This window comes from Nocardia albiluteola, assembly GCF_018860155.1.
GTDB lineage: Bacteria > Actinomycetota > Actinomycetes > Mycobacteriales > Mycobacteriaceae > Nocardia > Nocardia albiluteola.
The window spans coordinates 202,038-228,723 of sequence record NZ_JAHKNI010000004.1; the positions used below are offsets into that span (position 1 = coordinate 202,038).

General features: G+C 67.6%; 23 protein-coding genes, 1 tRNA gene and 1 pseudogene. 6 read left to right on the forward strand and 19 right to left on the reverse strand.

Annotation, left to right across the window (positions count from 1 at the left end; translation table 11 throughout):
- Window positions 1-8: 8 nt before the first annotated feature.
- Window positions 9-2,087: an ArnT family glycosyltransferase gene (locus KO481_RS14100; RefSeq protein WP_215917561.1), complete on the reverse strand. Its 2,079-nt coding sequence runs from the start codon at window positions 2,085-2,087 to the stop codon at window positions 9-11.
- 228 nt (window positions 2,088-2,315) lie between these two features.
- Here KO481_RS14100 and KO481_RS14105 point away from each other — a divergent pair.
- Window positions 2,316-2,388, forward strand: a tRNA-Gly gene (locus KO481_RS14105).
- A gap of 55 nt (window positions 2,389-2,443) precedes the next feature.
- On the opposite strand, the gene KO481_RS14110 is transcribed toward KO481_RS14105, so the two are convergent.
- Complete coding sequence (locus KO481_RS14110) at window positions 2,444-4,480, reverse strand: glycosyltransferase family 39 protein (RefSeq protein WP_372452017.1); 2,037 nt, start codon at window positions 4,478-4,480, stop codon at window positions 2,444-2,446.
- A 715-nt stretch (window positions 4,481-5,195) separates the two neighbouring features.
- Between KO481_RS14110 and KO481_RS43935 the strand changes: the two genes are divergently transcribed.
- Entirely contained in the window at window positions 5,196-5,324 is a 129-nt protein-coding gene (locus KO481_RS43935) for a hypothetical protein (RefSeq protein ID WP_281066087.1), read from the forward strand.
- A gap of 253 nt (window positions 5,325-5,577) precedes the next feature.
- On the opposite strand, the gene KO481_RS14115 is transcribed toward KO481_RS43935, so the two are convergent.
- The 4 genes from KO481_RS14115 to KO481_RS14130 form a co-directional block, all read right to left on the reverse strand.
- On the reverse strand, window positions 5,578-6,687 hold the full coding sequence (locus KO481_RS14115; RefSeq protein WP_215917563.1) for a pentapeptide repeat-containing protein: 1,110 nt from the start codon (window positions 6,685-6,687) through the stop codon (window positions 5,578-5,580).
- A 349-nt stretch (window positions 6,688-7,036) separates the two neighbouring features.
- Window positions 7,037-8,251: a DUF445 domain-containing protein gene (locus KO481_RS44340; protein WP_215917564.1), complete on the reverse strand. Its 1,215-nt coding sequence runs from the start codon at window positions 8,249-8,251 to the stop codon at window positions 7,037-7,039.
- A gap of 98 nt (window positions 8,252-8,349) precedes the next feature.
- Window positions 8,350-8,784 (reverse strand): nuclear transport factor 2 family protein, encoded by a 435-nt coding sequence (locus KO481_RS14125; protein WP_215917565.1) that lies wholly within the window; start codon window positions 8,782-8,784, stop codon window positions 8,350-8,352.
- Window positions 8,785-8,879: 95 nt separating this feature from the next.
- Window positions 8,880-10,277 carry an amidase gene (locus KO481_RS14130; protein ID WP_215917566.1) on the reverse strand — a complete coding sequence of 466 codons (1,398 nt, stop codon included), beginning with the start codon at window positions 10,275-10,277 and terminating at the stop codon, window positions 8,880-8,882.
- 89 nt (window positions 10,278-10,366) lie between these two features.
- On the opposite strand from KO481_RS14130, the gene KO481_RS14135 reads away from it, so the two are divergent.
- Complete coding sequence (locus KO481_RS14135) at window positions 10,367-10,990, forward strand: TetR/AcrR family transcriptional regulator (RefSeq protein WP_215917567.1); 624 nt, start codon at window positions 10,367-10,369, stop codon at window positions 10,988-10,990.
- A 52-nt stretch (window positions 10,991-11,042) separates the two neighbouring features.
- On the opposite strand, the gene KO481_RS14140 is transcribed toward KO481_RS14135, so the two are convergent.
- From KO481_RS14140 to KO481_RS14170, 7 genes are all read right to left on the reverse strand, one after another.
- Entirely contained in the window at window positions 11,043-12,512 is a 1,470-nt protein-coding gene (locus tag KO481_RS14140) for an NAD-dependent succinate-semialdehyde dehydrogenase (RefSeq protein WP_215917568.1), read from the reverse strand.
- A gap of 332 nt (window positions 12,513-12,844) precedes the next feature.
- Window positions 12,845-14,032, reverse strand: a complete 1,188-nt coding sequence (locus tag KO481_RS14145) for an iron-containing alcohol dehydrogenase family protein (RefSeq protein WP_215917569.1) — start codon at window positions 14,030-14,032, stop codon at window positions 12,845-12,847.
- Complete coding sequence (locus tag KO481_RS14150) at window positions 14,029-14,952, reverse strand: NAD(P)-dependent oxidoreductase (RefSeq protein WP_215917570.1); 924 nt, start codon at window positions 14,950-14,952, stop codon at window positions 14,029-14,031. The genes KO481_RS14145 and KO481_RS14150 overlap by 4 nt, the downstream gene beginning before the upstream one ends.
- Before the next feature lie 5 nt (window positions 14,953-14,957).
- The gene (locus KO481_RS14155; protein WP_215917571.1) at window positions 14,958-16,445 is read right to left on the reverse strand and encodes an aldehyde dehydrogenase; all 1,488 of its coding nucleotides are present in this window, start codon (window positions 16,443-16,445) and stop codon (window positions 14,958-14,960) included.
- Entirely contained in the window at window positions 16,433-17,539 is a 1,107-nt protein-coding gene (locus tag KO481_RS14160; RefSeq protein ID WP_215917572.1) for a mandelate racemase/muconate lactonizing enzyme family protein, read from the reverse strand. Before KO481_RS14160 ends, KO481_RS14155 begins: the two co-directional genes overlap by 13 nt.
- A complete protein-coding gene (gene fae, locus KO481_RS14165) occupies window positions 17,536-18,093 on the reverse strand; it encodes a formaldehyde-activating enzyme (protein WP_215917573.1) in 558 nt (185 codons plus the stop codon). The genes KO481_RS14160 and fae overlap by 4 nt, the downstream gene beginning before the upstream one ends.
- A 54-nt stretch (window positions 18,094-18,147) precedes the next feature.
- Window positions 18,148-19,554 carry an MFS transporter gene (locus tag KO481_RS14170; RefSeq protein WP_215917574.1) on the reverse strand — a complete coding sequence of 469 codons (1,407 nt, stop codon included), beginning with the start codon at window positions 19,552-19,554 and terminating at the stop codon, window positions 18,148-18,150.
- Window positions 19,555-19,789: 235 nt separating this feature from the next.
- Between KO481_RS14170 and KO481_RS14175 the strand changes: the two genes are divergently transcribed.
- Entirely contained in the window at window positions 19,790-20,623 is an 834-nt protein-coding gene (locus KO481_RS14175; protein ID WP_215917575.1) for an IclR family transcriptional regulator, read from the forward strand.
- 27 nt (window positions 20,624-20,650) lie between these two features.
- On the opposite strand, the gene KO481_RS14180 is transcribed toward KO481_RS14175, so the two are convergent.
- From KO481_RS14180 to KO481_RS14200, 5 genes and pseudogenes are all read right to left on the reverse strand, one after another.
- Window positions 20,651-21,085 (reverse strand): DUF6924 domain-containing protein, encoded by a 435-nt coding sequence (locus tag KO481_RS14180; protein ID WP_215917576.1) that lies wholly within the window; start codon window positions 21,083-21,085, stop codon window positions 20,651-20,653.
- A gap of 130 nt (window positions 21,086-21,215) precedes the next feature.
- A pseudogene (locus KO481_RS14185) lies at window positions 21,216-21,395 on the reverse strand (WHG domain-containing protein); the annotation flags it as partial.
- A 27-nt stretch (window positions 21,396-21,422) separates the two neighbouring features.
- A complete protein-coding gene (locus tag KO481_RS14190; protein WP_215917577.1) occupies window positions 21,423-21,812 on the reverse strand; it encodes an antibiotic biosynthesis monooxygenase family protein in 390 nt (129 codons plus the stop codon).
- Window positions 21,813-21,879: 67 nt separating this feature from the next.
- A complete protein-coding gene (locus KO481_RS14195) occupies window positions 21,880-22,272 on the reverse strand; it encodes a pyridoxamine 5'-phosphate oxidase family protein (protein WP_215917578.1) in 393 nt (130 codons plus the stop codon).
- Between the two features lie 67 nt (window positions 22,273-22,339).
- On the reverse strand, window positions 22,340-23,032 hold the full coding sequence (locus tag KO481_RS14200; protein WP_215917579.1) for an NAD(P)-dependent oxidoreductase: 693 nt from the start codon (window positions 23,030-23,032) through the stop codon (window positions 22,340-22,342).
- Window positions 23,033-23,104: 72 nt separating this feature from the next.
- On the opposite strand from KO481_RS14200, the gene KO481_RS14205 reads away from it, so the two are divergent.
- Entirely contained in the window at window positions 23,105-23,710 is a 606-nt protein-coding gene (locus KO481_RS14205; protein ID WP_215917580.1) for a TetR/AcrR family transcriptional regulator, read from the forward strand.
- Between the two features lie 198 nt (window positions 23,711-23,908).
- On the opposite strand, the gene KO481_RS14210 is transcribed toward KO481_RS14205, so the two are convergent.
- Window positions 23,909-25,213, reverse strand: coding sequence for a prenyltransferase/squalene oxidase repeat-containing protein (locus KO481_RS14210; protein ID WP_215917581.1), 1,305 nt, complete (start codon window positions 25,211-25,213; stop codon window positions 23,909-23,911).
- Window positions 25,214-25,657: 444 nt separating this feature from the next.
- On the opposite strand from KO481_RS14210, the gene KO481_RS14215 reads away from it, so the two are divergent.
- Window positions 25,658-26,491: a MerR family transcriptional regulator gene (locus KO481_RS14215; protein ID WP_215917582.1), complete on the forward strand. Its 834-nt coding sequence runs from the start codon at window positions 25,658-25,660 to the stop codon at window positions 26,489-26,491.
- Window positions 26,492-26,686 lie beyond the last annotated feature (195 nt).

The following is a 26,686-nucleotide window of genomic DNA, read 5'->3' on the forward strand; positions in this document are numbered from 1 at the left end:
TGGTGCGATCAGGAAATCGGCTTGGTCAGGTCGTAGACCGTGGTACCGCCGACGGTGGTCGCGGTGTAGTGCTGTTCCACCCAGGTGGTGATCTGCGATCCCACACCCGAATCGCCGCCGCCCGGGCCGTGGCCGCCACCGGCGATGAAGTAGTGGATATCGCCGTTGGCCACGTACTGCTCGAACTGGGCGAGGGTCGGTGACGGGTCGCTGCCGGTGAAGCCGCCGATCGCCATGACCGATGCGCCGGTGGACAATTCGAGGCTGCCCGCCGATTGGGAACCGATCGCCGCGGCGGCCCAGCGGTAGTTGGAGCTGGATTTCACCAGTTGCTGCAGGGCGGTGTTGTTGTCCGAGCCGCCGCCGAAGCCGCCCTGACCATCGGGCGCCGCACCATTACCCGAGGTCGTCGTGCCCAAGGCAGCTGCGCCCGGAGCCCCGCCTGCGCCGGGCGCCTTCGAGCCTTTCGTACCCGAAGCCGCGATCCCCGAGGCCGTCGAATCGCCTGTGCCGGAACCGCTGTGCCGAACCCACGTCCCGCCGCCGAATCCGCCCGGCCCGCCGAACCCGTGTCCGGCAGTCGGGCCCGAGGTCGGGATCGATCCGGTGTGCACCGTGGCCACGGTGTCGATGGTGTACGCGGTGGAGCCCGCCAGTCCGAACAGCAGGCCCGCCGCGGCGACGATCACCGTGAGCCGGCCCAGCTGATGCGCGCCGACGATGAGGACGGCCGCGACCACGATCGAGCCGATGAGCACGATCCAGCGCAGCGCCGGATACCACTCGGGCGTGCGATCCAGCAGCACGAAGTTCCAGACTCCGGTGGCGGCCAGCATCGCGCCGAGCACGCCACGCGCCGCGAAATGGCTCCTGCCGCGCCATAATTCGGTGACCGCGATGCCCAGCAGCGCCGCGACGGCGGGCGCCAGCGCGATCATGTAGTACGGGTGGATGGTGCCCTGCATGAAGCTGAAGACGATGCCGGTGACCAGCAGCCAACCGCCCCACAGGATCAGGCCCGCCCGGGTACGGCCCGTGCGCGGCGTGCGGCGCGTGAACCACAGGCCCGCAAGCAATCCGATCAGCGCCGCGGGCAGCAACCAGGAGATCTCGGTGCCGAACGACGCGCCGAACAGGCGGGTGATGCCGGTGCTGCCGCCGAATGCGTTACTGCCGCCGCCCATTCCGCCGCCACCGCCGTTGCCTTCGCCGCCGAACACCCGGCCCAGGCCGTTGTATCCCAGGGCCAGCTCCAGCAGGCTGTTGTTCGTCGAGCCGCCGATGTAGGGCCGGGATGCGCTGGGCCACAGGGCAACCAGGGCCACGAACCAGCCGCCGGATACCACCATCGCGACGCACGCGCCCAGCAGTTTCACGATCCGGTGCCGCAGGGCGATCGGCGCGGCAACCAGGAAGACCAGCCCCAGTGCGGGCAGCACCAGGAAGGCCTGCAGCAGCTTGGCCAGGAACCCGAAGCCCACCGCGACGCCGGCCAAGGCCAGCCAGCGCCCGCTGCCGTTCTCGGTCGCGCGCACCGTGCAGTAGGCGGCCACCACCAGCAGCAGAACCAGTAGCGCGTCCGGGTTGTTGAACCGGAACATCAGCGCGGCAACCGGGGTGAGTGCCAGCGCCGCACCGGCCAGCAGACCGGCGGCCGGACCGCTCCAGCGCCGCACCGCCGCGTACACCAGCGCCACCGAGGCCACGCCCATCAGGGCCTCGGGCAGCAGCATCGAGAACGAACCGAAGCCCAGCAACCGTCCCGACAGGGCCATCACCCACATCGCCGCGGGCGGCTTGTCGACGGTGATGGAGTTGCCCGGGTCGAGCGAGCCGAACAGCAGCGCCTTCCAGCTTTTCGTCCCGGACTGCACCGCCGCGGCGTAGAAGTCGTTGGCCCACCCGTTGCGGGTCAGACCCCACAGGTAGAGGAATGCGGCGGTGACCAGCAGCGTCCACAGGCAGGGGCGGGCCCAGCGCGACTGGTCGCGCGGTCCGCACACCCAGCGGCGCCACGACGGGCGCCGCGGCGGGTCGATTCGTTCGACGGGTACGCCCTCGCGTACGGGCGCGTCGGTGATCGTCATGGTGGTCCTCTCGTTGTTACCACGAGCATCGGCCGCCGCAATGGGCTGAGAATTGGTCCGTCCTGTGCGGCCCCTGTGAGGACGGAGATCACATTTCCGGGTCCTGTGGGCTGTTTGCGGGCGTGCGCGGGAAACAGCCGCCGGGCGCGACATCCCCCATTAACCTGGCGATTCGATATTTTCCCGCCCGGTGGGCTATCGTTTCTTCTCGTCGCGGGAACGCGACATGCGGATGTAGCGCAGCTGGTAGCGCATCACCTTGCCAAGGTGAGGGTCGCGGGTTCGAATCCCGTCATCCGCTCAATCGCGCGAAACCCCCGTCCGGATCCTGGACGGGGGTTTCGTCATTGTCGGGGTCAGGAGAGCGGGGCGGTCAGGTCGTAGACCGTGGTGCCGTCGATCGTCTGCGGGGTGAAATGAGCCTTGACCCAGGCGGCGATCTCGTCGGACGCCTGACTGCCGCCGGACGAGGCGCCGCCGCGCATGCCGCGCATCATCGCGGCCGCGATGTAGTAGTGGATCTTGTGTTGCGCCACAGAGGTTTCGAACTGCTGCAGCGTGGGGGCCGGGTCGGTGCCGTTGTAGCCGCCGATGGCCATGACCGGATCGCCGGTGGCCAACTGGTATCCGGCCGCGTTGTCGGAGCCCGTGGTGGCGGCCACCCAGGTGTAGCCGCTCGCGTTCTTCTTCAGCGCCGCAACGACGTTCGCGCTCGGGGTGGAGCTGCCGAACATGCCTCCCGGGCCGCCGTGGGCACCACCCGGTGTGGTGCCGCCCGTCGTCGAGCCTGCCGCGGTACCGCTGTTCGTCGAGCCGCCGCGGGCCTTGCCCGAGCCCGCAGCACCTCCGAAGGCCGCCGCATTCCCATTGCCCCGCACCGGATTTCCGGCCCCGCCGTGCCAGCCACCCCGGCCGCCGTGACCGCCGGGCCAGCCCGCACCGTCCGGACCCGCCGACGGCATCGCACCGCTGTGCGTGGTCCCCACGGTCGCAATCGAATACGCGGCGGACGCGGCCAATCCGGTGGTAACCGCCAGCAGCAGCGCGACTGTCGCCATCGCCTTCGGCAGCCGATCGGCCACGAGCAACAGGACGCATCCGAGCACGGCGGCCACGGCGATCACCGGCGCCAGCCACGGCAGCCAGTCGGAGGTGCGGCGCAGCAGCACCGAGGCCAGCGCAGCGGTCACCGCCAGCGACCCCGCCAGCACGATCCGGGAGCGAATATCGCTGCGAGACCGCCACATCAGCGCGCCGCCGACCCCCGCTGAGCCGACGATCGCGGGCGCCAGCGCTACCGTGTAGTAGGGATGCAGAATTCCGTTCGCGAAGCTGAACACGCCGCCGGTGACCAGCAGCCAGCCCAGCCACACCAGCAGCGCGGCCCGGGTCCGGTCCGTGCGCGGTGCCCGCCTGGTCACCCACAGCCCGGCCGCGCCCAGGAGCAGCGCCGCCGGGAGCAGCCACGCGATCTGGCCGCCCATCTGATCGCTGAACAGCCGGTTCCAGCCGACATCGAAGTTCGTATTGCCCAGGCCGCCGGTCTCATTGCCGGTCAACCGCCCGACGCCGTTGTAGCCCAGCGCCAGTTCGAGCACGCTGTTGTGCTGCGAGCCGCCGATATAGGGCCGCGAACCCGCGGGCCACAGGGCGACCAGCGCCAGATACCAGCCCGCCGACACCACCATCGCCACCGCCGCGGCCATCGTCTGCAGTAGCCGCTGCCGCCAGGGCCGCTGCGCCGCAATCAGATACACCACGACGAGGGCGGGCAGCACGACGAACGCCTGCATCATCTTGGCCAGGAACCCCAGCCCGACGAAAACGCCTGCGAGCGGCAACCACCATGCGGCAGAATCCTTTTCGACCGCATGCAGCATGCAGTACGCCGCGACGGTGAGCAGCAGCACCAGCAGCGCATCCGGATTGTTGTAGCGGAACATCAACGCCCCCACCGGAGTCAGCGCCAGCGCCGCCCCGGCCGCAATCCCCGCCCAGTGCCCGCTCACCCTGCGTACCGAGGCATACAGCACCGCGACCGCCGCCACCCCCTCCAGCGCCTGCGGAACGAGCAGACTCCACGCATTGAACCCGAACAGCCGCGCCGAGATATCCATCACCCACAGCGCCCCCGGAGTTTTGTCCACGGTGATCGCATTGGCCGCATCACTGGATCCGAACAGCATCGCCTTCCAGCTCGCCGACCCGGCCTGCACGGCTGCGGCATAGAACTGATTGGCCCACCCGCTGGCCCCCAGATCCCAGAGATACAACACCGCCGTCGCCGCCAACAGCGCCGCCAGCGTCACCCGGCGCACCCACCGCGGATGCCCCGCCGAGGGCTCCGCAGGCGCACGCACGTCCACCACAGTTTCCAGCAATGTCGAGGTCACACCCCCAGCCTGCGGACCTTCCGTGGTTCCCAGCTTTGTCGCCCCTGTGCACTCCCTGTGAGCCCCGGCGTGCATCACTTGCCGCGACCAGGATCACCTGTATTGCGGTCCATTCGACTTCGGGTGGATCGAGACTGAACCTGAGCTCCAAGTCTGTCGCCATCTCCGGTGGTTCGATGCGATCATAGAAGGTTCGGAACACTCGAGAGGGGAACGCGTGTCGGAGCTGGCAACTGTCTACCGGTGGAACATCCGGAACGGAACCGGCGTCCTCACCCGGTCGGACGCGCCGCCGGCGTGGTTTCACCTGTCCACCGTCGAGGGGGATCCGCTCTCGTTGCATGAGGGCGATCGGGTGGACGTAGAGATCGAGAGCGTACCGCAGGGGGAATACACATGCAGGGCTATATCGGTGCGCAAACACGACGGATAGCCGCAGCCGTCGCGGCGGTAGTCGCGGTGCTCGTTGTGTATGTTCCGGCGACCGCCTCACCGGGATCGAGCCCGGGACATTACGACTTCCACCCCAACGACACCCGGTACCAGTACGCCGGTCCGCACGGCACATTCACCGGCGACGCGATCTACGCATTCCAGAATCCCGACGGCGGAAATCGATTGATTTGGTCATTGCGTCTGTCGCCGTACGTCCGGGAAGCGCGGGTACCACGACCTGCGCCCCGAAGTGCCAGCGGACTATTGGTGGCATTCCGTCGTGACCGGTCTTCAACTCGACACCCTGTACCGGCTGTACGCCCGCTGCGACTTCACCGCGACCAACGGGGACGTGACGTCCCCAGGATCGGTGGAGTACACAGTGCAGTTCACAATGCACTCCCGTTGATCACCCTTCGTTGTTTCCCGCGCTGGTCAGCTCAGCAGCAGGTGGACCTGTAGTTCGCCGACCAGGAAGCCCAGGATGCCGCCGATCGCCACCAGCTTCCACTCGTCCTGTTTGAAGCGCTTGGTATTCGTTGTCGGTCATCAGGCAGGTCTTTGCCGCGCCCAGGTTGCGCAGGTCGAGGGCGCGCGTCCCCGAAAGGCTGGGTGACGCCCGCTGATACTCCATCGATCAGACTCCCATCGTCGGCGGGTGGTCACGATGACTCCTTCGAAGGCGCCTTCACTGCAGACGCTTCCGTTGTGACGCCATCCCACTGCCGTGCGTCTGCGACTACGGACAAACGGACCAAACCGTCACGGCGCACCGGCTCCCATCCTGGTGGCAGCTGGATCTCCCGCTGTGGATTCACTTGGGTGTTGTAGAAGGCCACCGTCGGAGGTACTGCGGCGAAGCGCATATCCAAATGTCCCTCGAAGCGAACACGGAAGAGGTCCAGCGGCCCCTCGAAAACCACTTCCTGGAAGTCCGCGTCGCTTTCGAACACCGCCTGCTTGAACGTGGTCTCCCCCATGAAGCGAGTACCCGCGAAGTCGGCCAGCCCGCCGAACCGCATTTCATTGAACCAGACGCGATCATGAAAGACGGTGTCGCGGCACCGAAATCGGCCGTCTCCGACAGTCGCCGCTGTGAACTGCGCAGGTCCGGTTGTCACGCAGCCGCCGAGATCCGTGTCGTCGTGGAACGTAGCATTCCTCATGGTGAGCGAACCAACCTTGCGGCCCGACAGATCGAAGTGCGCAACGCAAGCGCCCGTGAGGTCGAGGTCATAGCTGGGACCGGGAGAACTCGCCGGCGGTAGCAGTTGCGCGACGAGTCGTTGGGCGGTCAGCCGAACTTGAAGTTCCCGCTCGGCTTCTGCTCGGTCCGGTACGGCGTCGGGTTTCTCGCCAGCCGCATGCTCCCGGAGATATTCCGGATGGTCGAATGGACGACGCAGATAGGAACAGATCACGTCCAGCACTGTCTGCGTGTAATCTCGTCGACCACGCGAAACACCAGCGAGCGCATGCAGCGCGCCGACCCGCACTTGATCGGCATCGGATCCGAGAAGCTCCACCGATTTTGCGAAGCGTTCGTCTGTTACCCGGTCCCGGTCACGCTCAGCCCGCAGCAACTCCAAATTGTACCGCTCGCGCTCAGTACGCTGTCGATCCTCCTCCACCCTTCGGCGTCGGTCGTTCAACCATAAGGCGTACAACGCGATGACCGAACCTGCTGCCAGTCCACCGGTACGCAGTGCGTCGGAGTGGCTCGTGGTGGAATCGGCGAGCAACAAGCCGCTTACCACGACCAACAACGACACTGACAGACCCAAGGTCAAACTCAGCGGCGACCTCAGCCACGAACGCCCACTCATTGGCTGAACCCTACCTGCGCTCCTGGATTCACGGAGACCACTTCATCTCCGGCCGAGCGGCGACCAACACACGGATGTTGTGCGCCACAGCGCATCTCGCCCTGCAAACCGCGTCACAGGCGTTGAGAACACGCCCACCTCCGGTGCGCCGGTATCACCACGGCCTCCCTACACAAGGCTATGGTCGGCTTGAGGTGGAATCCGTTCTTCCGCTACATCTTCCGGCCAGCGGCACCGGTAGTGCGGGGTGGCGACAGAATTGCCCGGGGACGGTCGCAACCGGTGGTATGAGCTGTCAGTTCAGCAGCAGGTGGACCTGTAGTTCGCCGACCAGGAAGCCCAGGATGCCGCCGATTGCCACCAGCTTCCACTCGTCCTGTTTGAAGGCCGGGCGCAGCAGGCCCTCGTACTCGTTGTCGGTCATCAGGCGGGTCTTCTCCACGACAAGGGTGCGCAGATCGAGGGTGCGCATGGCGTGCTCCTCGAATCCGGCTGCGGCGCTGCGGATGTAGGCGATCATCTCCGGCGCCATGTCGCGTTTGAGGGCGGTGATGCTGTCGCCGGCGACCAGGGTCACCAGCGGTCGCGCGGGTGCGGACTGGGCATCGATGAATTCGCCGATCCTTCTGGAGAGGATGGAGGTGAGGCGGTCCGCGCGATGGCCGTTCAGGACGGCCTCGAGCATCTTTGCCGGGGTGAGGATTTCGGTGGCGATCAGGTCGGCGTAGTCGTTGCAGACCTGTTCGCGGCGCCGGTGGAACAGGCCCTGCCACGGCACGATGCCCAGCACTCGGCGCCGGTCGACCGGACGGAAGATCATCTGCAGCGCCAGCCAGTCCGTGGACAGGCCGGTGAGGCCGCCGAACAGCGGCATCAGCATGGGGGAGTGGGTGAATGCCCAGGTGAACATCTGCACGAAGCCCAGCACCGTGCCGAACAGCAGCCCCGAGCGCACGATGAAGCGCAGCTCGTGATGCCCCACGTGACGCACCATCTTCACCAGCAGCGCCTTGTCGTTGACCAGGGTGTCGATGGCGATGGACCGCAGATCCATCACCTGGTCGAGGTTCAGGCGCAGGTCGGTGACGATGTCCTCGATCAGCTCGGGCACGTCCCGCTGCACGCGGGCGATCATGGCCGTGCGCGCGACCTGCGGCATGGTCACCCAGATCCGCGGTTCGTAGCGCATCATCAGCTGATTCACCATGCGCGCGATGGCGTTGTCCAGGGGTTCGCGCAGGGTGGTGGTGAGTTCGGCGACGTCGACGCGGCCCAGCAGTTCCTGCGGGTCGATCAGCCGGGAGAACATCAGGTCGACCGCGATCGTCGCCATCCGCGGCGCCGCCTTCGGGATCACTCCCTGCCAGCCGAACCAGGGCCGGATGCCGACGAACTCGAGCGGGCGGCACAGCATCTCCACCGCAACTAGCTTGGTGGTCCAGCCGATGAGCGCCGCCACGACCGGTATAGAGCAGTAGAGCATCCAGTGCTGGAGGAAATCGGCGATCACGCGGCCGATCCGAGCCGGAAGAAGCTAGCGAAACCCACCGCGGAACTGTAGCGGGTTCTAGATCTGGTCCGGCGCTTGGCCGGCGGTATCCGCGCCGCTCAGGCGGACGGTGCCACGAACATGTACCCCTTCTCCTCGACCCGCCGCTGGATTCGCCACTGCCCCTCGACGCGCACGAACGTGTCCAGGTACCACAGCCCGCACAGCATCAGGCTCTGCTTGCCCTGCGCGTCCGCGACGAGCATCGGGTTGTGGCACATGGTGCGCGCGGTGGCGGTGTCGCCGTCGACGGCGATCGAGGAATTGCTGATCAGGTGCTGGAACGCCAGGAAATTCGGCAGCATGTCGGCCAGGAATTTCTTGGTGGAGGCCAGGTCGCCCGCGGCGCCGCCCATCGCGGTGTAGTCGATGTACGCATCGGCGGTGAACACCTCGTCCAGTAGATCCCACTGCCGGGTGTCCACCGCATGCGAATATCGCACCATCAGATCCTGGATCTCCATCCGGTCCGATATCTCCTGTAGCGACAACATGCTGACCTCCGGTGATGCGTGCGTGCGGGGTCCATGCCATCAGGAATCCAGTCCGCGCGTCAGCGGATTCGGCGAAATCTCCCGCCGTGTGGAATTCAGTCCTGGATTCGAGGGAAGGGGTTTTCGGCCTCGAGCAGGTAGGCCAGTTCGATCAGGGTGCGCTCGTCGCCGTATGCGGCGGACATGTGCACGCCGACCGGAAGTCCGTCGTCGGTCCGGCCCATCGGCAAGGAGATGGCAGGGGTGCCCGCGATGTTGTTCAGGGGCGTGTAACCCACATAGTGCGTGAGGCGCTCGATCAATTCGGGGAATGGGACCGTCGGCGAAAGATGGCCCAGCGGCGGAGTCGTATGCGAAAGTACCGGCGAGACAACGACTTCGTGCCGCGCGAACATCCGCGCGTACGCGGCCGGAACGCGGCGCAAGCGCCGCAGCGCCCCCGGGGTGCGGTGCGGCGCCTGCCGGTGATGGGCCCGCAGGCCGCGCGACAGGCCGTCGGCCCGGGCGGCGTCGAACGACCGATCCAGGATCAGCTTCCCGGTGCTGATCGCGAGATCGGCCAGCAGCGCCCAGTATTGGACGAAGTCGGCCGCGAACTGCTCGGTGACCGGTAGCGCGATCGGCTCGACGAGGTGACCGGCCTTTTCCAGCAGGGCCGCGGTGTGTTCGACGGCCGCACGCGTCGGCGCGTCCACCTCGGCGCCGGTCACGCTGCGCAGCACGAGCCCCACGCGCAGCCGGCGCCGCGCCGGGCCGTGTACCTGTCCGATCGGTGGCAGCGCCGGGTTGCGCCAGTGATCCTCGGCCGCGGCCACGAATGCCGCGGTATCGCGGACGGTGCGGGTGAGCACGCCCTCCGAAATTATGTGCAGCGGAAGGTGTTTGACCTGCTCCCCGTCGATGTGGCGGCCACGGCTCGGCTTGAGCCCGACGAGTCCGCCGCACGCCGCGGGGATGCGAATCGAGCCACCGCCGTCGTTCGCGTGCGCGATCGGGACCACACCCGAGGCGACGAGCGCGGCCGATCCGCCCGACGACGCGCCGATCGAATGATCGAGATTCCACGGGTTGCGGGCCGGCGATTCGGTCATGTACTCGGTGCTGGCGTTGAAACCGAACTCCGGCAGGCGCGATTTGCCGATCAGCGTCAGGCCGGTGCCACGGAGGTGTTCGGTGTACGCGCCGTCCTTCGCGGCCGGGCGGGCACGGAACGCCTCGCTGCCGTGGCCGGTCGGCAGGCCCGCGACGTCGGTGTTGTCCTTGACGAACGTCGGCACGCCATCGAGGGCGGCGCCGGGGCGGGTGCCGTACCGGGGAGCGTCATAGATCGGGCTGATGACCGCGTTGAGCTGGGGATCGACCAGGCGGGCCCGCTCGATGGCCGCGGCGGCGAGCTCCTGGCGGCTCACCTTTCCGGCGCGGATCAATTCGGCGAGGGCTACCGCGTCGTGTTCGCCGAGGGCGTCGTCGCGAAAGGCGTGGATGGACGTCATAACGGCCAACCCTAGAAGAACTTACAGACTTTGCCCAGGGGGAAACTGTAAGAAGTTACAGAGTTACAGAGATGTTCTAGGGTGGGGATGTGACCGTGCGCCGCCATCGTCCCAGCGCTCAGGCGCGGCGTGAGGCGTTGCTCGAGGCCGTCGTCGAGGTGGTCGCGGCCGCCGGTGTGGCCGGGGTGACCCACCGCGCGGTGACCGAACGGGCCGGGCTGCCCCTGACGACCGTCGGGTACTTCTTCGACTCGATCGATGCGCTGATCGAGGAGGCGCTGCGGGTCTACACCGACACCGACGCGCAGGCTCAGGTGCGGCTCGCCGAATCGCTCGCCGAGGCGCACAGCACGCCCGACGAAGTCCTCGAGGCCCTGGCCTTCACCGCCGCGCCGCGCGATCCGGAAACGCTCGCGCTGTTCGAGGCGTATCTGCACGCCGCGCGGCATCCGGAATACCGAGATTCCATCTCGCACGCGCTGACCGCTGCCCGGACGGTGGCCGTGGCCGGCGTGCGGGCAGCCGGCGGGCCGGATCCGGAGGGCGCCGCCGCGGCGTTCACCGCCCTGGCACACGGGATGGCATTGCACGAACTGGCCGTGCCGGGCGCGATTCCACCCGAGACGGCGCAGGCGGCGTTCCGGGCGCTGTTCCTCGGCTTCCTCGTCGACAACGGCCACGGTGAGCTGGCCATGGAACTGCGGCGGCAGTAGCGGTCCGTGCGCCCCACGCGCCCTCATCCGCGTGGGCCGCACCCTCCCGCCTCTACAACTGGACGGCGAGATACTTCGTCTCGAGGTATTCCTCGATGCCGGTGGCACCGCCCTCACGCCCCAGGCCCGAGGCCTTGACCCCGCCGAACGGGCCGCCCGGATCCGACACCAGGCCGCGGTTCACTCCGACCATGCCGGACTCCAGGCCTTCGGCGAACCGCAGCGCGCGCGAGATGTCCCGCGTGTACACGTATCCGGCGAGGCCGTACTCGGTGGCGTTGGCGCGCTCGAGCGCCTGCGCCTCGGTGTCGAAGGTGGTGATCGCCGCGACCGGGCCGAAGATCTCCTCGCGCCCGATTCGCGCCGTCTCCGGCACATCGGTCAGTACGGTCGGCGCATAGAAGTAGCCCGCGCCGCTGGATGCCTTGCCGCCGACGCGAATTCGCGCGCCGTGGGCGACGGCATCGTCCACCAGTTCGGTCACCTTGTCCAGCTGCCTGGCATCGATGAGCGGCCCGACGGTGCTGGCCGGGTCGAAGGCGTCGCCGATGACCAGCTTCTCGAAACGCCGCACCAGCCGCTGCGTGAACTCCTCCGCGACGGCGCTGTGAACGAGGAATCGGTTTGCCGCGACACAGGATTCGCCCGCATTGCGCATCTTCGCCAGCATCGCGCCCTCGACCGCGGCATCCAGGTCCGCGTCGTCGAACACAATGAACGGCCCGTTGCCGCCCAGCTCCATCGAGGTGCGCAGCACCCGATCCGCGGCCTGATGCAACAGGATCGAGCCGACCCCGGTGGATCCGGTGAACGACACCTTGCGCAGCCGCGGATCGTCCATCAGCGCCTTGGACTGCGCCGCGGCGTCCAGCGTCGGCAGGTAATTCACCACGCCCGCGGGCACATTCAGCTCATCGAAGATCCGCATCAGCAGCGCCAGCGTCAGCGGCGTCTGCGGTGCGGGCTTGATCAGGCAGGTGCAGCCCGCCGCGAGCGCCGCGCCGATCTTGCGGGTTGCCATGGCCAGCGGGAAATTCCACGGGGTGATCAGCAGCGAGGGCCCGACCGGCTGCTTGGCCGTGACGATGCGATAGCCGCCGTTCGGCGCCGGGGCATACGACCCGGTCAGATGAGCGGCCTGCTCGGAGAACCAGCGCAGGAACTCCGCGCCGTAGGCCACCTCGCCGCGCGCCTCGGCCAGCGGCTTGCCCATCTCGAGGCTGATCAGCGCCGCGAAATCCTCGGTGCGCTCGATGATCCGATCGAACACCCTGCGCAGCAGCTCGGCGCGATACCGCGGTGTTGTTGCACCCCAGTCCTTCTGGGCGGCTTCGGCGGCGGTCAGCGCGTCCTGCGCATCGGCCACGCTCGCGTCGGCGACCTCGGTCAGCACCGTGCCGTCGGCGGGACTGTGCACGGGATAGTGTGCGCCCGTTGCAGATTCGCGCCAGCGGCCATTGATGTAGAGCCCGCGCGGCAGCTCCGCGACCAGGGCCAGGGCGGACTCACGGTCGTGAGCCATCACAGTTCTCCTTCTTTCGTCGGCTATCCAGCCGGGCGTTCGCACCCGGTGATCCGACACGGCCCGCGGGCGGTGTCGTCGTCGAGCGGTCCGGATCGTCGGTCCGCACGTGCTGCTCGACTCTCAGCTCTCGTTGGCGCGCGGAACGATCGGATGACACGGTCCGGATCACGGCGTGAGATGCGGAACTCGTGCGTGATACCGCAGCCTGGGTTGGATGCGCCTTTGGCTCATGGGCTTTCGCCGGTCGCGGGAGCACATCGGATCGGACGTCGGCCACACGGATGCCCTGATGGCAACGACATCGAGGCTTCCCGCGGTGCGGCTGTCGGTCATTGGTCCTTACCGGGGCTCCGGATGCTGGCCCGCAACAGCGCCGCCAATTGCTCGGCGCTGGGCCGCAGCGGGGTGTTGTTGGTGACCGCGTCCGCGAGGGTCTTGGTGACCAGGGTTTCGACGAGCTCCTCGCCCACGCCCAGCTCACCCAGGTTTGTGGGCAGGCCGACCGTGGCCGCGATCTCCTCGATCCGCTGCGCCGCGCGCGCACCGTCGCCGTCCAGATCCAGCACCCGGACCAGATCGGCGTACTTCGCCTGTGCCGCACCGGCTCCGAAGGCCAGCGCCGGACCCGCGATCGAGGCCAGCGCGACGCCGTGCGGGGTGCCGGTGGTGGCGGTGATCGAATGCCCGATGCCGTGGACCAGGCCCAGTCCGCTCAGCGACAGGGCGCGCCCGGCCAGGTGCGAGCCGATCAGCATGCGGCTGCGGGCCTCGATATCGGAGCCGTCGGCCACCGCGTCGGCCAGGGCCGCGACGGTCAGCCGCAGCGATTCGGTGGCGTAGGCGCGCGAGAGCGAGGTAGCGCCCTGGGAAAGCAGCGATTCCGCGCCGTGGATGATCGCGTCGAAACCCGCCGCCGCGGTGACCTTCGCGGGCAGCCCGACCGTCAGCTCGGCGTCCAGGATCACCAGTTCGGGGGTCGTCGCGGCGGTGCCGATGTACACCTTGCGATGGTCGGCGCTCTCCATGACGCCGAAACCGTTGGTCTCCGCGCCGGTTCCGGCCGTAGTCGGGATGGCCGCCAGCGGTACCGTCGGGGCGTCGAATTCCTCAGAGCCGTCCAGCGATTCGGCCGACAGCGATGTGTGGGCCAGCAGCGCAACGGCCTTCGCCGCGTCCAGCGCCGAGCCGCCGCCGATCGCGACGACGAAATCGGCGCGGGCATCCCGCGCGACCGCTGTGGCCACGTCCAGCGAGGCCGTCGACGGATTCGCGGGGATCTCGCTGTGGATCGTCACCGCCGGCCCTGCGGTGGTGATCGTCGCGGCGACGTCGTCCACCATGCCGGTCTTGCGCAGGCCCGGATCGGTGACGATCAGCACCCGCCGCGCGCCCCGCTCGTGAAGCAGCCCGCCCAGCCGCGCGACCGACCCGGCCCCGGCGATCACCTGGGTTCGGGTGGTGATGTCCCAGTTCTCGGCGTGCACCGAATGTGCGTAGCCGCAATGATGTTCGGTCATGCCGCCGTCTCCTGCGCCTCGGCCGGACGCAGCAGCAGCCCGGCGTACTCCTCGGCCAGCCGCACCGGAATCATCTCGCCGGAATCGGGGCCGTATTTCGCCAGCGCGGTGCGATAGATCTGCTCGACGTGCGCCGAGATCGGCGTCGGCACACCGACATCGCGGCCCAGATCGATCGAGAGGCCGAGATCCTTGCATGCCAGCTTCATCGCGAAGGACTCGTCGTAGTCATCGGCGAAGATCGAGGGCAGATCGTTGGCCAGGAACGAACTCGCGGCCGGGCTGGCCAGCAGCGAGCGGTGCAGTACCTCGAGGTCGACCCCGGCCTTCACCCCGACGGTCAGCACCTCGGCCGCGGCGACCAGATGCGAGAACCACAGCTGGTTGATCATCAGCTTGACGGTGTACCCCGCGCCGAGCCCGCCGACGTGCAGCACCCGCTCGGGATCGCCCATCACCTCGAACAGCGGCCGCACCCGCTCGAGCACCGCGGTCTCGCCGCCGACGAAGATCTGCAACATGCCCGAGGCGGCGCCCTTGGCCATCCCCGACACCGGCGCGTCGAGGCGGGAGACGTCGCGCTCGCTCAGCAGGTCGTCCAGCACACGGGCGGCGGCCGGGGTGGAGGTGGACATGTCCACCCACACCGAGCCGGGCCGCAGCAGCGGACCCATCTCCCGGATCACGGCCTCGACCTGCGGCGGCCCGGGCAGCATCGTGATCACGACGTCGCAGGCGGCGGCCAGCTCGGCGATCGACTCGGCGCGCTCGGCGCCGAGATCGACCAGGCGCTGCACAGCCTCGGCGTTGAGGTCGTGCACGAGCAGGCGATGCCCGGCCCGCACGAGGTTCGCGGACATGTGCCCGCCCATGTGGCCGAGGCCGATGAACCCGATGAGCGGGGTCGAATTCAGTGTCATCTCAGTTATTCCCAATTTATCCAGGTGGTCTTCAGTGCGGTGTAGGCGTCGAGGGCGTGCAGGGATTTGTCCCGCCCGAGTCCGGTCTCCTTGAAGCCGCCGAACGGGGTGATCACGCTCGATTCGTCGAAGGTGTTGACCCACACCGTCCCCGCGCGTAGCTGGCGCGAAACCCGGTGGGCGGCAGACAGATCGGTGGTCCATACCGAGGCCGCCAGGCCGTAGCGGGTGTCGTTGGCCAGCGCCACCCCCTGCTCCTCGGTGGTGAAGGTGGTCACGGTCAGCACGGGCCCGAAGATCTCCTCCTGCGCGAGCGTGGAATCGTTATCCACCTCGGAGAAGATCGTCGGTTGCACGTAGTAGCCGCCGGATTCGGTGCGCACGCGGTTGCCGCCGGTCACCAGGCGGGCGGTGCGGCGGCCCTGTTCCAGATAGCCGGTCACGCTGGCGAGCTGCTGCTCGTCGGCGATCGCACCGAACTGGGTGTTCTCGTCCAGCGGATCTCCTGGGACGAACGTCCTGGCCGCGAATTCGGCGATGCGCGTGACCAATTCGTCCGCTAGGGATTCGTGCACTATCAGGCGGGAGCCGGCGTTGCAGGTCTGCCCGACGTTGTAATAGATGCCCCAGGCCACGGTTTCGGCGATGCGCTGCAGATCTCCGGCGCTGTCCAGCACCAGCTGCGGCGACTTGCCGCCCGCCTCGATGGCCACCTGCTTGCCGTTGGATTCCGCCGCGTACTGCTGGAACAGCCTTCCCACCCGGGTGGACCCGGTGAAGGCGATCTTGTCCACGTCCAGATGACGGCCCAGGGCCTGCCCGGCGGTCTCACCGAATCCGGTGACCACGTTCAGCACGCCGTCGGGGAGCCCGGCGCGCTGCGCGGCCTCGGCCAGTACCAGCGCCGAATGCGGGGACTGCTCGGCCGGTTTGAGCACGAAGGTGTTGCCCGCCGCCAGGGCGGGACCGATCTTCCAGGACGCGATCATCGACGGGTAGTTCCACGGCACGACCGCGCCGACCACGCCGAGCGGCTCGCGAGTGATGAGCGCGAGGCGCTTGGCGGGGGCCGGGGCGATCTCGTCGTAGGTCTTGTCGATAGCCTCGGCATACCAGCGGATCGTGTTCGCCGTGCCGGGCGCGTCGACGGCGAGGGTGTTGGCGATCGGCTTGCCGACATCCAGGGTCTCGGCCAGGGCGAGGCGCTCGGCGGCGCGCTCGATCTCGTCGGCGAACCGCAGCAGGTGCGCCTTGCGCACGGCCGGATCCAGCCCGGACCAGCGGCCGTCCTCGAATGCCCGGCGCGCGGCGAACACCGCGGCGTCGATATCGGCGGCCTGCCCGGACGCAACGACGCCTTGCAGCCGCCCGTCGATGGGGGAGTACTTCTCGAAGGTCCCGCCGTCGGCGGCATCGACGAATTTCCCGTCGATGAAGAGTTGATTCGGCAGGTCGGCGCGCTCGGCCCGCTCGTGCCAGTTCACAGTGCCCATCGGCGGCACGCCTCCTCGTCGAGTTCGAATCCGATCCCGGGTGCGTCGGGAACATGCAGGTAGCCCTCAGTATCGACCTCTACCGGGCGGGTCAGCATGAAGTCCCGGCGCTCGGGCGTCCAGCCCGGTGGATCGTAGGGGAATTCGAAGTACGGCCCCCCGCCGATTCCGGCGCTGACGTGCAGATTGGCCAGCACGCCGATGCCGTTGGTCCAGGAGTGCGGGGTGAAGCGGCGGTTCTTGGCGATGGCCAGCTCGCCCAGGGTCCGCGCACGGTGCATGCCGACCGCGAGCACCACGTCCATCTGGTAGATGTCCAGCACGTCGTGCTCGAGGTAGTCGATGACCTCGGGCAGCGAGGAGATCATCTCTCCGCCGGAGATCCGCATCCCGGTCTCGGCGCGCAGCCGCCGCAGGCCGTCGCGATCGACGTAGGGCAGCGGCTCCTCGACCCAGTACACGTCCAGGTCGCGGAACTGCTCGATGAGGCGGCGGGCGGTCACATAATCCGCGGGGACCTGGGTGTCCCCGGCCATCCGCCACGACTGGTTGAGATCGACCATGATCTCCATGGTGTCGCCGACGGCCTCGCGGGCCGCGCGCACCGCGGCGAGCCCGGCGCGCGAATCATGGGGATTCACACGGATTTTCATGGCCCGGAAGCCGGCTTCGCGGATGGCCAGGGCGGATTCGGCACGCTGCTCGGGCGTGCGCAGCTCCCCGGTCGAGGCATAGGCCAGGATCTTGCGCTCCGCGCCGCCGAACAGCTGTGCCACCGGCATGTTCGCGGCCTTGCCGATGATGTCCCACAGCGCGACCTCGAGCGGCCAGAAACGCCCGGCGTGGAAGTTGATGGTCTCGATCCGCCGGACCTGCTCGATGATGTTCAGCGGATCGGTGCCGATGAACAGGTCCTCGTAGGCGGCGAAACCGTCCATGGTGTCGCCGGATCCGATGCCGACGATGCCCTCGTCGGTGTGCACCTCGACGATGGTGGCGTCGAAATGCCTGCGCGGCACCGGATCCCAGGCCGCGAAGAAGGGCGGATCGAGTTCCTGACGTAGTTTCCGGGTACGAATCGCGGTGATTTTCATTTCGGGTCCTCCGGGGTGGTTTCGGTGCCGGGGGCGCCGCCGTCGGCTGGGGTGAAGAACGGATTACCGATCTGCCCACGGGTTTTCAGCACGGTGTCGACGTCGGGGTACCGGGCCGCACCGTTGGCCAGCGCCGTCGCGGTGGCGAGGCGATTGTTGCGGTAGACCGCCTCCGCGTCGTCGGCCTTCGGGTTGACCCAGACCGCGACGATCAGGCGCAGATCGGAGACCTCGTCGGGGGCGACGGTGCCCGCGGCGACCGCGTCGGCCACGCCCGCGGCGACCCCGGCCTGCGCAGGGCCCCAGATCATTTCGCCGTGCCGGTCGTCGACGGGTGCGGCCTTGGAGACGAAGACGGTGAACGGCTGAACCGGCACACCGGGGCGCATGATCACCACGAAGCGTTCGTAACCCGCCGACGGGGTGGCCAGACTGGTGGTCCACGCCGTTTCGGCGGCGCTGCCGCGCGGGCCGAGGACGGTATTGATGTGCGCCGCGTTGACGCCGGGATCGATGAACGATTCGCCGAGTTCGACACCGGTGTGCCGGGCCATGGCTGTCACCTCCGAAGGTGTTGCAGGGGTTGGTGGTTCGGTCGAGCGGCCGGGTCAGGCGACCTTGGGCTCGGTGGCCGGGCTCGCAGCGGTCCGCCGCTCCGCGGTCGTGCGGATGACACCGCGGGCGGCCTTGGAGCTGACCTCGGCCAGGGAACGGCCGGTCGTCTCCGGCGCCAGGTACTGCGAGCCGATCGCGCCCGCGATGCACACCGCGCCCATCACCGCCATGGTGCCGCCGACGCTCCAGTGGTTCAACGCGATCGGCAACAGGAAGGTGCCGATGGCCGCGCCGATCCGGCTGACCGAGCTGGAGAATCCGACGCCGCTGGTGCGCACCGCGGTCGGAAACAGCTCCATCGGGTATACGCCGCACAGGATGGAGGCCACGCCGTAGGCGAAGAGGTAGACGAAGAATGCGACAGCCACGATCAGCCGCGGCAGCGAGGCGTCGAACGAGACGATCAGCAGCGCGATGCCGGTGATCCACAGCGGCACGATCAGCAGTCGGCGCCGCCCGACCCGCTCGATCAGGTACCAGCCCAGCACCGCGCCGGCCAGCGCGACGATCGTGCCGACCAGCGCGGAGACGATCGGATTGGTCATGTGCAGGGCCTTCAGCACGTCGGCCTGGAAGAAGATGATCGCGAAGTACGGCAGTACCAGGCACGTCCAGAACATCGAGACGAAGAAGGTGCGGCCGATGTAGTCGCGGGAGAAGATCGTGGAGAACTTCGCCTCCTCGGGCTGCTCGGCCTGGAAGTCGCCGGATTCCAGCGACCAATCCAGCTGCGCGAGAACGGCTTCGGCCTCCTCGCGGCGACCCTGGGACAGCAGCCAGCGCGGCGATTCGGGCAGTCCGTGCCGGGCGATCAGACACAGCGCCGCCGGTATGAAGGCCGAGACCAGGACCAGCCGCCACTCGTGCGGGTAGGCGCGGGTGATCAGGTAGCCGATGAGGAAGGCCACGACATAGCCGACGTTCCATGCGATCTGGAGGAACGAGGTGAGCCGGGCGCGCAGCGAGGTCGGGGAGAACTCGGTGATCAGTGGCGAACCGATCGCGTAGTCGGCGCCGACCGCCAGGCCCATGATCAGGCCCAGCGCGAACATCTGCCACGAGGACTGCACGAAGAACATCAGCACCGAGGCGATCGCGAACCCGGCCAGGTCGCCCAGGAACATCGCCTTGCGGCCGACCCTGTCGGTAAGCCAGCCGAAAGTGGTTGCGCCGATGAAGATTCCGATCAGCGTGGCGGAGGAGATCAGGCCCGCCCAGGTGGTGGTGACGTGCAGATCGTCCTTGAACGTCTGCAGCGCCATCGTCACGCCGATGACCGCGAATATGTAGCCGTCGATGAACATTCCGCCCGCGGTCACGGCCGTGAGCCGTTTCAGGAACCGCCAGGCCTTGGGGCCTACGACGGGTTCGGCGGGATCGTGGATTTCGGCACTCGTCATTGCAATGCACTCTCTTCCTGCAGCATGCCGTGGCACACCGATGGGGGCGGTGTGAGCCACGGCACTTCAATGGAGCGAAGGTATCGCGAGCATTGACATTCAAGCAACCACTGTTGCACGATAATCAACACAATGACGCGGGCGGCGGCCGAACCGTGGGGTTACGGCGTGAGATGGACCGTCCGACTGCGAGGCGGGGTCGTCGGCCCCGCCGTGAGCTCCGATAGGGGGAGTAATGGCTGATCAGCGGACCTACAGCTCCGGTTTGATCCGCGATGTCGAGCTGCTGGAGGTGCTGGCGCGGCCCGATGCCGCGGCCGGGTTGGGTGTCTCCCGGATCGCCGAGCTGGCCGGGCGCGACAAGGCGCAGGTCTCCCGCGCGCTGGCCACGCTCGCCGAGGCCGGTCTGGTGGCCCGCGACGAGGACACCAAGGCCTACCGCCCGGGCTGGCGGCTGTTCGCCCTGGCCACGCACGCCACCGAAACTCAGCTGGCGCATGTGTCCGCGCCGTACCTGCGCAAGGTGGTGGGAGGCCTGAACGAGACCACCCACCTGTGCGTCCTGCGCGGCAACCGGGTGCTGACCCTGCACAGCGAGCTGGCGACGCACGCCTTCCGCGGCATCGGCTGGGAGGGCACCTCGGTCGACCCCTACACCACCTCCGCGGGCCGCACCCTGATGAGCGAATGGGACGACGAGACCATCACCCGCTGGTGGGACCTGTTTCCCCCGGACCGTCCCGCGTCGCCGATCGCCACCGCGATACCCGTTGGCGCACAGGCGGATACGGACTGGCTGACGTTGGAGTTCCTGCTGGGCAGGGTCGCCGACATCCGGCAGCGCGGATATGCCTCGGTGGACGAGGAATTCGAGCCCGGGCTGGTCGGTGTGTCCGCGCCGGTCTACGGCTTCCGCGGCGACGTCGTCGCCGCCATCAACGTCTCCGCCCCGAAACAGCGCCTGGGCAACCATTTACGCGAGGCGGGAGAGTTCACGCGCACGGTGGCCGATCAGCTGTCGGCGACTCTCGGCGCGCCGGCGCGGCGGAAGCGCCCGAAATCCGGGTGACGCCGCGGACTTCGGGCGCGAAACGGATCAGGGGAAGTTACGGAATACGCCGTCTTCGCCCGCGGCGTCCGCGTAGTCCCGGACATCCATGTTGGCGTTGTCGAGATTGCCGACCACTTCCCACAACTCGGACGAGGCGACGCGCGCGGTCGTCCCGCGCCCCGCGTCGAACAGGTCGAGTACGAGCACCGGATAATCCGCGTTCGTCATGGTCTGCTGGTCCGCCAGCATGACGTACGTGTCGTTCTCATCCTCGTCTCCCTCGGGGAGCTCGTCGAGGAACTGCTGCACCGTGATGTCGCGGTACTCCGGATTGTCCACGAACTCGACGAAGTTGTCGGGGTGCCCGATCGCCTCGACCGCGGACTTCTCGATCGCTGAACGGCAAGCCTCCCAAGCCTGTTCATCGGAGAAGTCCGTGCGCACGACGAGCGACATCTGGGTCTCTCGCTGGATGATCACGAGTGTGGAGTCCCTTCCCGGGAGTGGATCTGGATTCCTCGATCACATCACATTCTCCGCCTACGCGCTCCGCGGCCCCTCCGCCGCGTCCCGATCTTGATGCGAAACCGCAACGGGCCGAGCGCGAGGCTCAACCCAGGCCGAGGGAGTCCGCCAGGTCGAGCATTTCCGCGTGGTACAGAGCCACGGGCCGGCTGGTCTGCGGGCCGAGGTGGCCGTGCACCTCGAGGGCGACGAGGCCGTGCATGCGACCCCAGATTCGCAGGGCGAGAGCGAGTGCTGCGGGCGGGAGGCCGGGGAAAGCGGCGCGGGTGGTGGCGGCGAGGGCCGGTGTGAACTACCGGTCCCCATTTTCCGGGAGCTCGGAGCCGTCGAATTCCGGCGGCTCCGAGTCGTTTCTAAGAAGTTCGACCACGACCTCATAAGCTGCCGGGTTGGCTGAAACCGACAACTGGGCGTTCTCCGCCATAGCTCGAAACGCGGGGTCGGCTTGGGCCGCTTCCAGATCGGCCTGGCTGTCCCAATGCGCAACGTTGACAAGTTGGAACCGCGCCGTCGAAGAGATCGCCCGATGCAGTCGTGAGTCTCGGAATCCGGGAGCACTCGCCATGAGCTGTGCGCGGATACGCCATTGGGTGATGGCCTCGTCGACCTGGTCGGCTGGAACCTCGAATACGTTGATCAAGGTGACCGGCCGATCGTCGTCGTTGCTATCGAGTTGCGTCATGATGTTCCCTTGTGTTGATGATGATTGGGGATTGGTAACCCGGATGCTCTGGGCCGCGATACCCGGATCAGTTGTCCGGGCTTATGACCCGGTCCACCGCGACCTCGATCACCACCAGCCCTGGCGGGCTGGGCGGCGGGGACGAGTAGCGGCTGGTATACCGGCGCACGCCCTCGGCTATGCGCCGCGGATCATCTGATACGACGGCCGGACCTTCGAGCGTCAGCCACCGAAAACCTGCCGTCTGGCAGATCGCGACGCGGCCGCCGGGGCCGGCCAGGATATTCCTAGCCTTGCGTCGCGACTTGATCGTCATGACGCGCGCCAACCCGGACGTGCGATCCCAGGTAAATCGCACGGGCACCACGTGGGGCGACCCGTCGGGTCGCACGGTGGTCAGCGTGCAGGCGTGGTTCTCGGCCAAGAAGGCCTCGGCCGAGGCCGACAACGACACAGACATTGTGCTCAATCCTTTTATCGTGGAAGGAATTTCAGCGTTCACCGCCGACAGCGTCGCCATAGGTCTACTACCGCTTCCGGGTGGCCTCGCTCCAGATCAGCTTGGCGATATTGGGCTTGATCTGGGTTGTCGCGACACCTATCGCCTTGCGGGTGAAGCGGCCGTCCGTGAGCTGTCCGAGCATGGCTGCGGCGAGGTCGGATCGGGCAGTGAACACCCCGTCGGCGCTGTTCTCGTCTGTCACGTAGTCGGTCACGTCCGGGTGATCGAAAAGACCGGAGGGTCGGACAATCGTCCAGTCCAACTCGCTGGCGCGGACTGCGGCCTCCATCCGCCGCATGTCCTCGTGGGCGGTACGGGCCAGGACCCGGTTCACGTACGGGTCGAACACGTTGTTGAAAAAGACGGCGTTGCTCGGCCTCCAACCGGGATCGAGGACGCTCGAGCTGATCACGATCAGCCGCTTCACACCCTGCCGGTGCATCGCCTCCGCAATGTGCCCGGTACCGGTGGAGTATGTGTCGACAGGTCCCCGGGTCGGTGCTGCGCCGAGGGCGGACAGCACAGCGTCGCTGCCGGCGACCACAGCCTCGACGGCTTCGGGATCGGCGACGTCCGCTCGGGCCAAGGTCAGGCCTGGACGGGGCGTGAGTTTCTCCGGCCGCCGGGCTACGGCGGTGACGTGGTGGCCTGCGGCGAGTGCCTGGTCGGTCAGTTGGCGGCCGGTCGGGCCGGTGGCTCCGAACACTGTGATGAGCATGTGCGTGACTCCTTCGATCTTCGTGGGTGGGGCGTGCTTGACACTGGCACCCACGAGTCGTGGAATTCAACGATGCTGAATAAATCGCGTGGTCGCCCGAGGGGCCGTCCGCCTACGCGGGAACACATCGCGGAGGCGGCGCAGGAGCTGTTCCTGCGTCACGGTTTCCGGCGTACAACGGTGCGCGCGGTGGCCGCGCGAGCCGGGGTCGACTCGGCGGCGGTCATCTATCACTTCGGTACCAAACAAGGCCTTTTCGTCGAGGTCATGCGCGTGGCCTGCAGTCGCACGCTCAACCTGGCCGCGGTCGTGGACGGTCCGGCGGAGGGCTTGGCCGACCGGCTGCTGTGCTCGGTCGTCGACGGCTGGGAGGCCACCGATCCCGCCGAGAACCGGCTGGCAGCCCGAGACGAAGACGTCATGCGCGTCCTGCGCGACTACCTGGAGAACGAGGTAATCAGCGGACTTGCTGAATATTTGGGCGGCCCCGACGCCACCGAACGCGCCACCGCCGCCGTCGCTCTGATCGGTGGAGTGATCTTTACCAGGTACCTCAACCCCCTCGCCCCCGTCACTGCCATGACACCGCACGCGCTGCGCCGCGTCCTGGGCCCCCCGCTACACAGCGCCCTGTACCCCCGCCGCACCCCAACCCATAGCCGCATCGCAACCCGATAGACCCATCGAATCGACAACCCTGCGCGGGAGGTGCGAATCATGCGGTGTCGCCGACTGGTTCGAGGGCGACGCGGTAGCCGAGCTTCGAGTGTCGGTGGACGATGGTTATCCAGAGCTTTCAGAGCTGTGTCGTCGATGTCGAGCACGAGGCTTTCGCATTCCCGGGAACTGCGTCGTGGAGGTGGCTACCCGTTCGATTCACCGCAGCAGAAAGGCGATGAGCGGCAGGACAACTGCGGTGTAGGTGCCGAATATCGTGGTGGCGATCTGGCCGCGGGGTATTCGTGGCAATCGGGTTCCGATGCCCGCGTAGGTGCCCAGGGCTACGAACAGCATTCCCCATGCGGTCAGTGCGCGGCTGCCGATCTGGCCGAGGTGGCCGGAGAAGACGATTGCCATGGCCGCGATGGTCAGTCCGGCGGCGACGCCGCAGATCCACAGGGCGGCACCGGCGTGGGCGTTCATGACCACCGGGCGGCCGCCCGCGATGGCCAGCCGGTGTGGTTCGGCCAGGTGGGCCGTTCGGGAGCGTTCTCGAGCTCTCGGATTCCTTGCCGGGGACGGGATTTCGTCCGATCCCTGCTTGGCGAGTGTCATTGCCGTCAGGGCCTGTGCCGTGGCAGAGGTGGTCACATATCCGTCCGGTGAGGTACGGAATCCGCCGTACTGGGCGTGCATGCGATCGGTTTCCTGCAGGTCGAGCAGGGTCGTGAGCGCCTGTGATACCGCCGGATCGGCGATCGACCGGGGCTCGGCGGCCAGGACCGCGCCGAGCGCGGTGTGCAGCGTCAGATGCCGCCAGCTCTCGGCGACGCCGTCCCGGACGAACGTCTCCTTCGCGACGCCGGCATCACCGCGCCGCAACGCTGCGAGTAAGCGGCAGACGGCCAGCTCGCGGGCGTGGGCGAAGCGTTCCCCGCCGATCGCGGCGATCTCGGGCCGGACCAGCGCGGCCACCACATAGGCCGACTCATAGAGCGGCCGAGGGCGTGGATCGTGGTCCAGTATCGCGGCCACCAGGCAGCCCGCGCCCCACAGAATCGCCTGTGCCACATCCTCATCGGAGGATGCGGCCGCATCGAGCGCGGCAATCGCGTTGGCGGTGGCCATGACCGACACGGGCCCCGACCGGCTCGACATCGGCCATCCGCCGGTGTCGGCGTCCTGCGCCGCGAGTAACGACTCGCGCAGCTCCACCTCATCGGCGTCGTCTGCCTGGGCCCCCAGTTCGCGCAATGCCCGCAATCGCCAGGACGTATCGATCGGCGCCATGCGCTCGCCCCCGTCCAGCAACGGCTGGCGCAACAGTTCGGAAACCTCCTGCGCCCAAGGGATTTCCCGCCCGCAGACCCGTAGCGCGCACACGACCTCCGCCGTGCTCATCGCATTCGGTGGCACGTCCGCAAGCCAGCCCCAGCCCGTGCCCCCGGGCTCGTCGGACATCTGATTCCGGTACAGCCACTCCGCCGCCGCACCGATTCTCGTCTCCAGATCCATTCGCACCGCAACCGCCTTTGTTGCCGTTCGATCCGTCTACCTCCATCGATACCCGTCGGTCTGTGTTCGTGTACCGGGCGGCGTCGGATAGTTATGCGAATTGAACCGAGGAGAAATATGACTTGCGTGCTGCGCTGGTCGTCGGCACTGTCACCCGGTTCGAGCCGGTGGCATTTGGGGAAGCAGCCCAGATCCGCACGCAATTCTTCACCGAGACAGCGTGACCGGGCACGGCGGTACCGAGCCGGTCACGCCGTCGGGCGCCGGTGCGCAGGGGCACCCACACCATCCACCGCATCTACTCCTTCTTCGACCCCATTCCCAGCTGACGTCCGGACGCGACGAGCGAGCCCGAACCATGCGTTGGCCGCACGGACTTTGGTGGGTGGGTTCGCCCGAACGCGTGTGTCGCTTGACTCTGACACCATGTGAGACCGCAGACTCACTGGCGTGACCGACCCCTCGAACCTGATGTCCATCGGGCGCTTCTCCTCGCTGAGCAGGATCAGCGTGCGCATGCTGCGGCATTACGACGCCAGCGGGGTGCTGATTCCCGCAGTCGTCGACAACATCACCGGATATCGCTGGTACTCGCCGCGGCAGCTACGCGAGGCCAGCCGCATCCGGCAGCTGCGTGACGTCGGGTTCGGCGTGTCCGCCATCGGAGCCCTGCTCGCCGTCTACGGCACCCCCGCCTACACCGAGGCGCTGCGCTCGCAGCGCCTGGCGCTGGTGGACGAGTCCGCCGCGGCCCGGCACCGGCTGACCCTCATCGAGCACCTACTCGACCGAAACACTCTGGAGCACACCATGACCGACGTGAAACTGATCGATATCCCCGCCCAGACGCTGGTGACCCTGCGCGGCACCCTCGCCAACTACGCGGCGGAAGGGGAACTCTGGGCCCGCTTCATGCCCGAACTTCAGCGCCAGCACATCTCGATAATCGGCCCCGGCGGATGCATCGAGCACGACGCGGAATTCCGCGAATCCGACGTCGACGAGTCGGTTTTCGTGGAAACCACCCCTGGCACCGAGGTCCAGTCCCCGCTCATCGCGCTGCACCTCCCGGCCCGCCGCGCGGTATCGGCCACCGTGAAAGGCCCCTTCGCCCAGGTGATCCCACAGGCCCACGACCAGATCGCCGCCTTCATCGACGACAACGGCCTGCGCATCTCCCGCACCGACGACCTCTCGACCCACCACTTCAACATCTATCTCAACGACCCCAGCCAGGTCCCCGAATCCGAGGCCGAAACCTCGGTAATCGTCCCGGTGATCTGACCCTGCCCCAGGTCAGTCGATATCAAATCTCGGTGAGCGGCAACGGTATCGGCGAACCGCTCACCGAGATCCGGCGCCAGGTGAAGCTATCCTCCCGGCGGCGAGCGGCATCGGGCGTCGGCTGGGCAGGCCGGTGTCCATGACCGCGGAAGGCGACTACGGTCACCCGGTGCTCGCCGCAGATCACGACGTCAA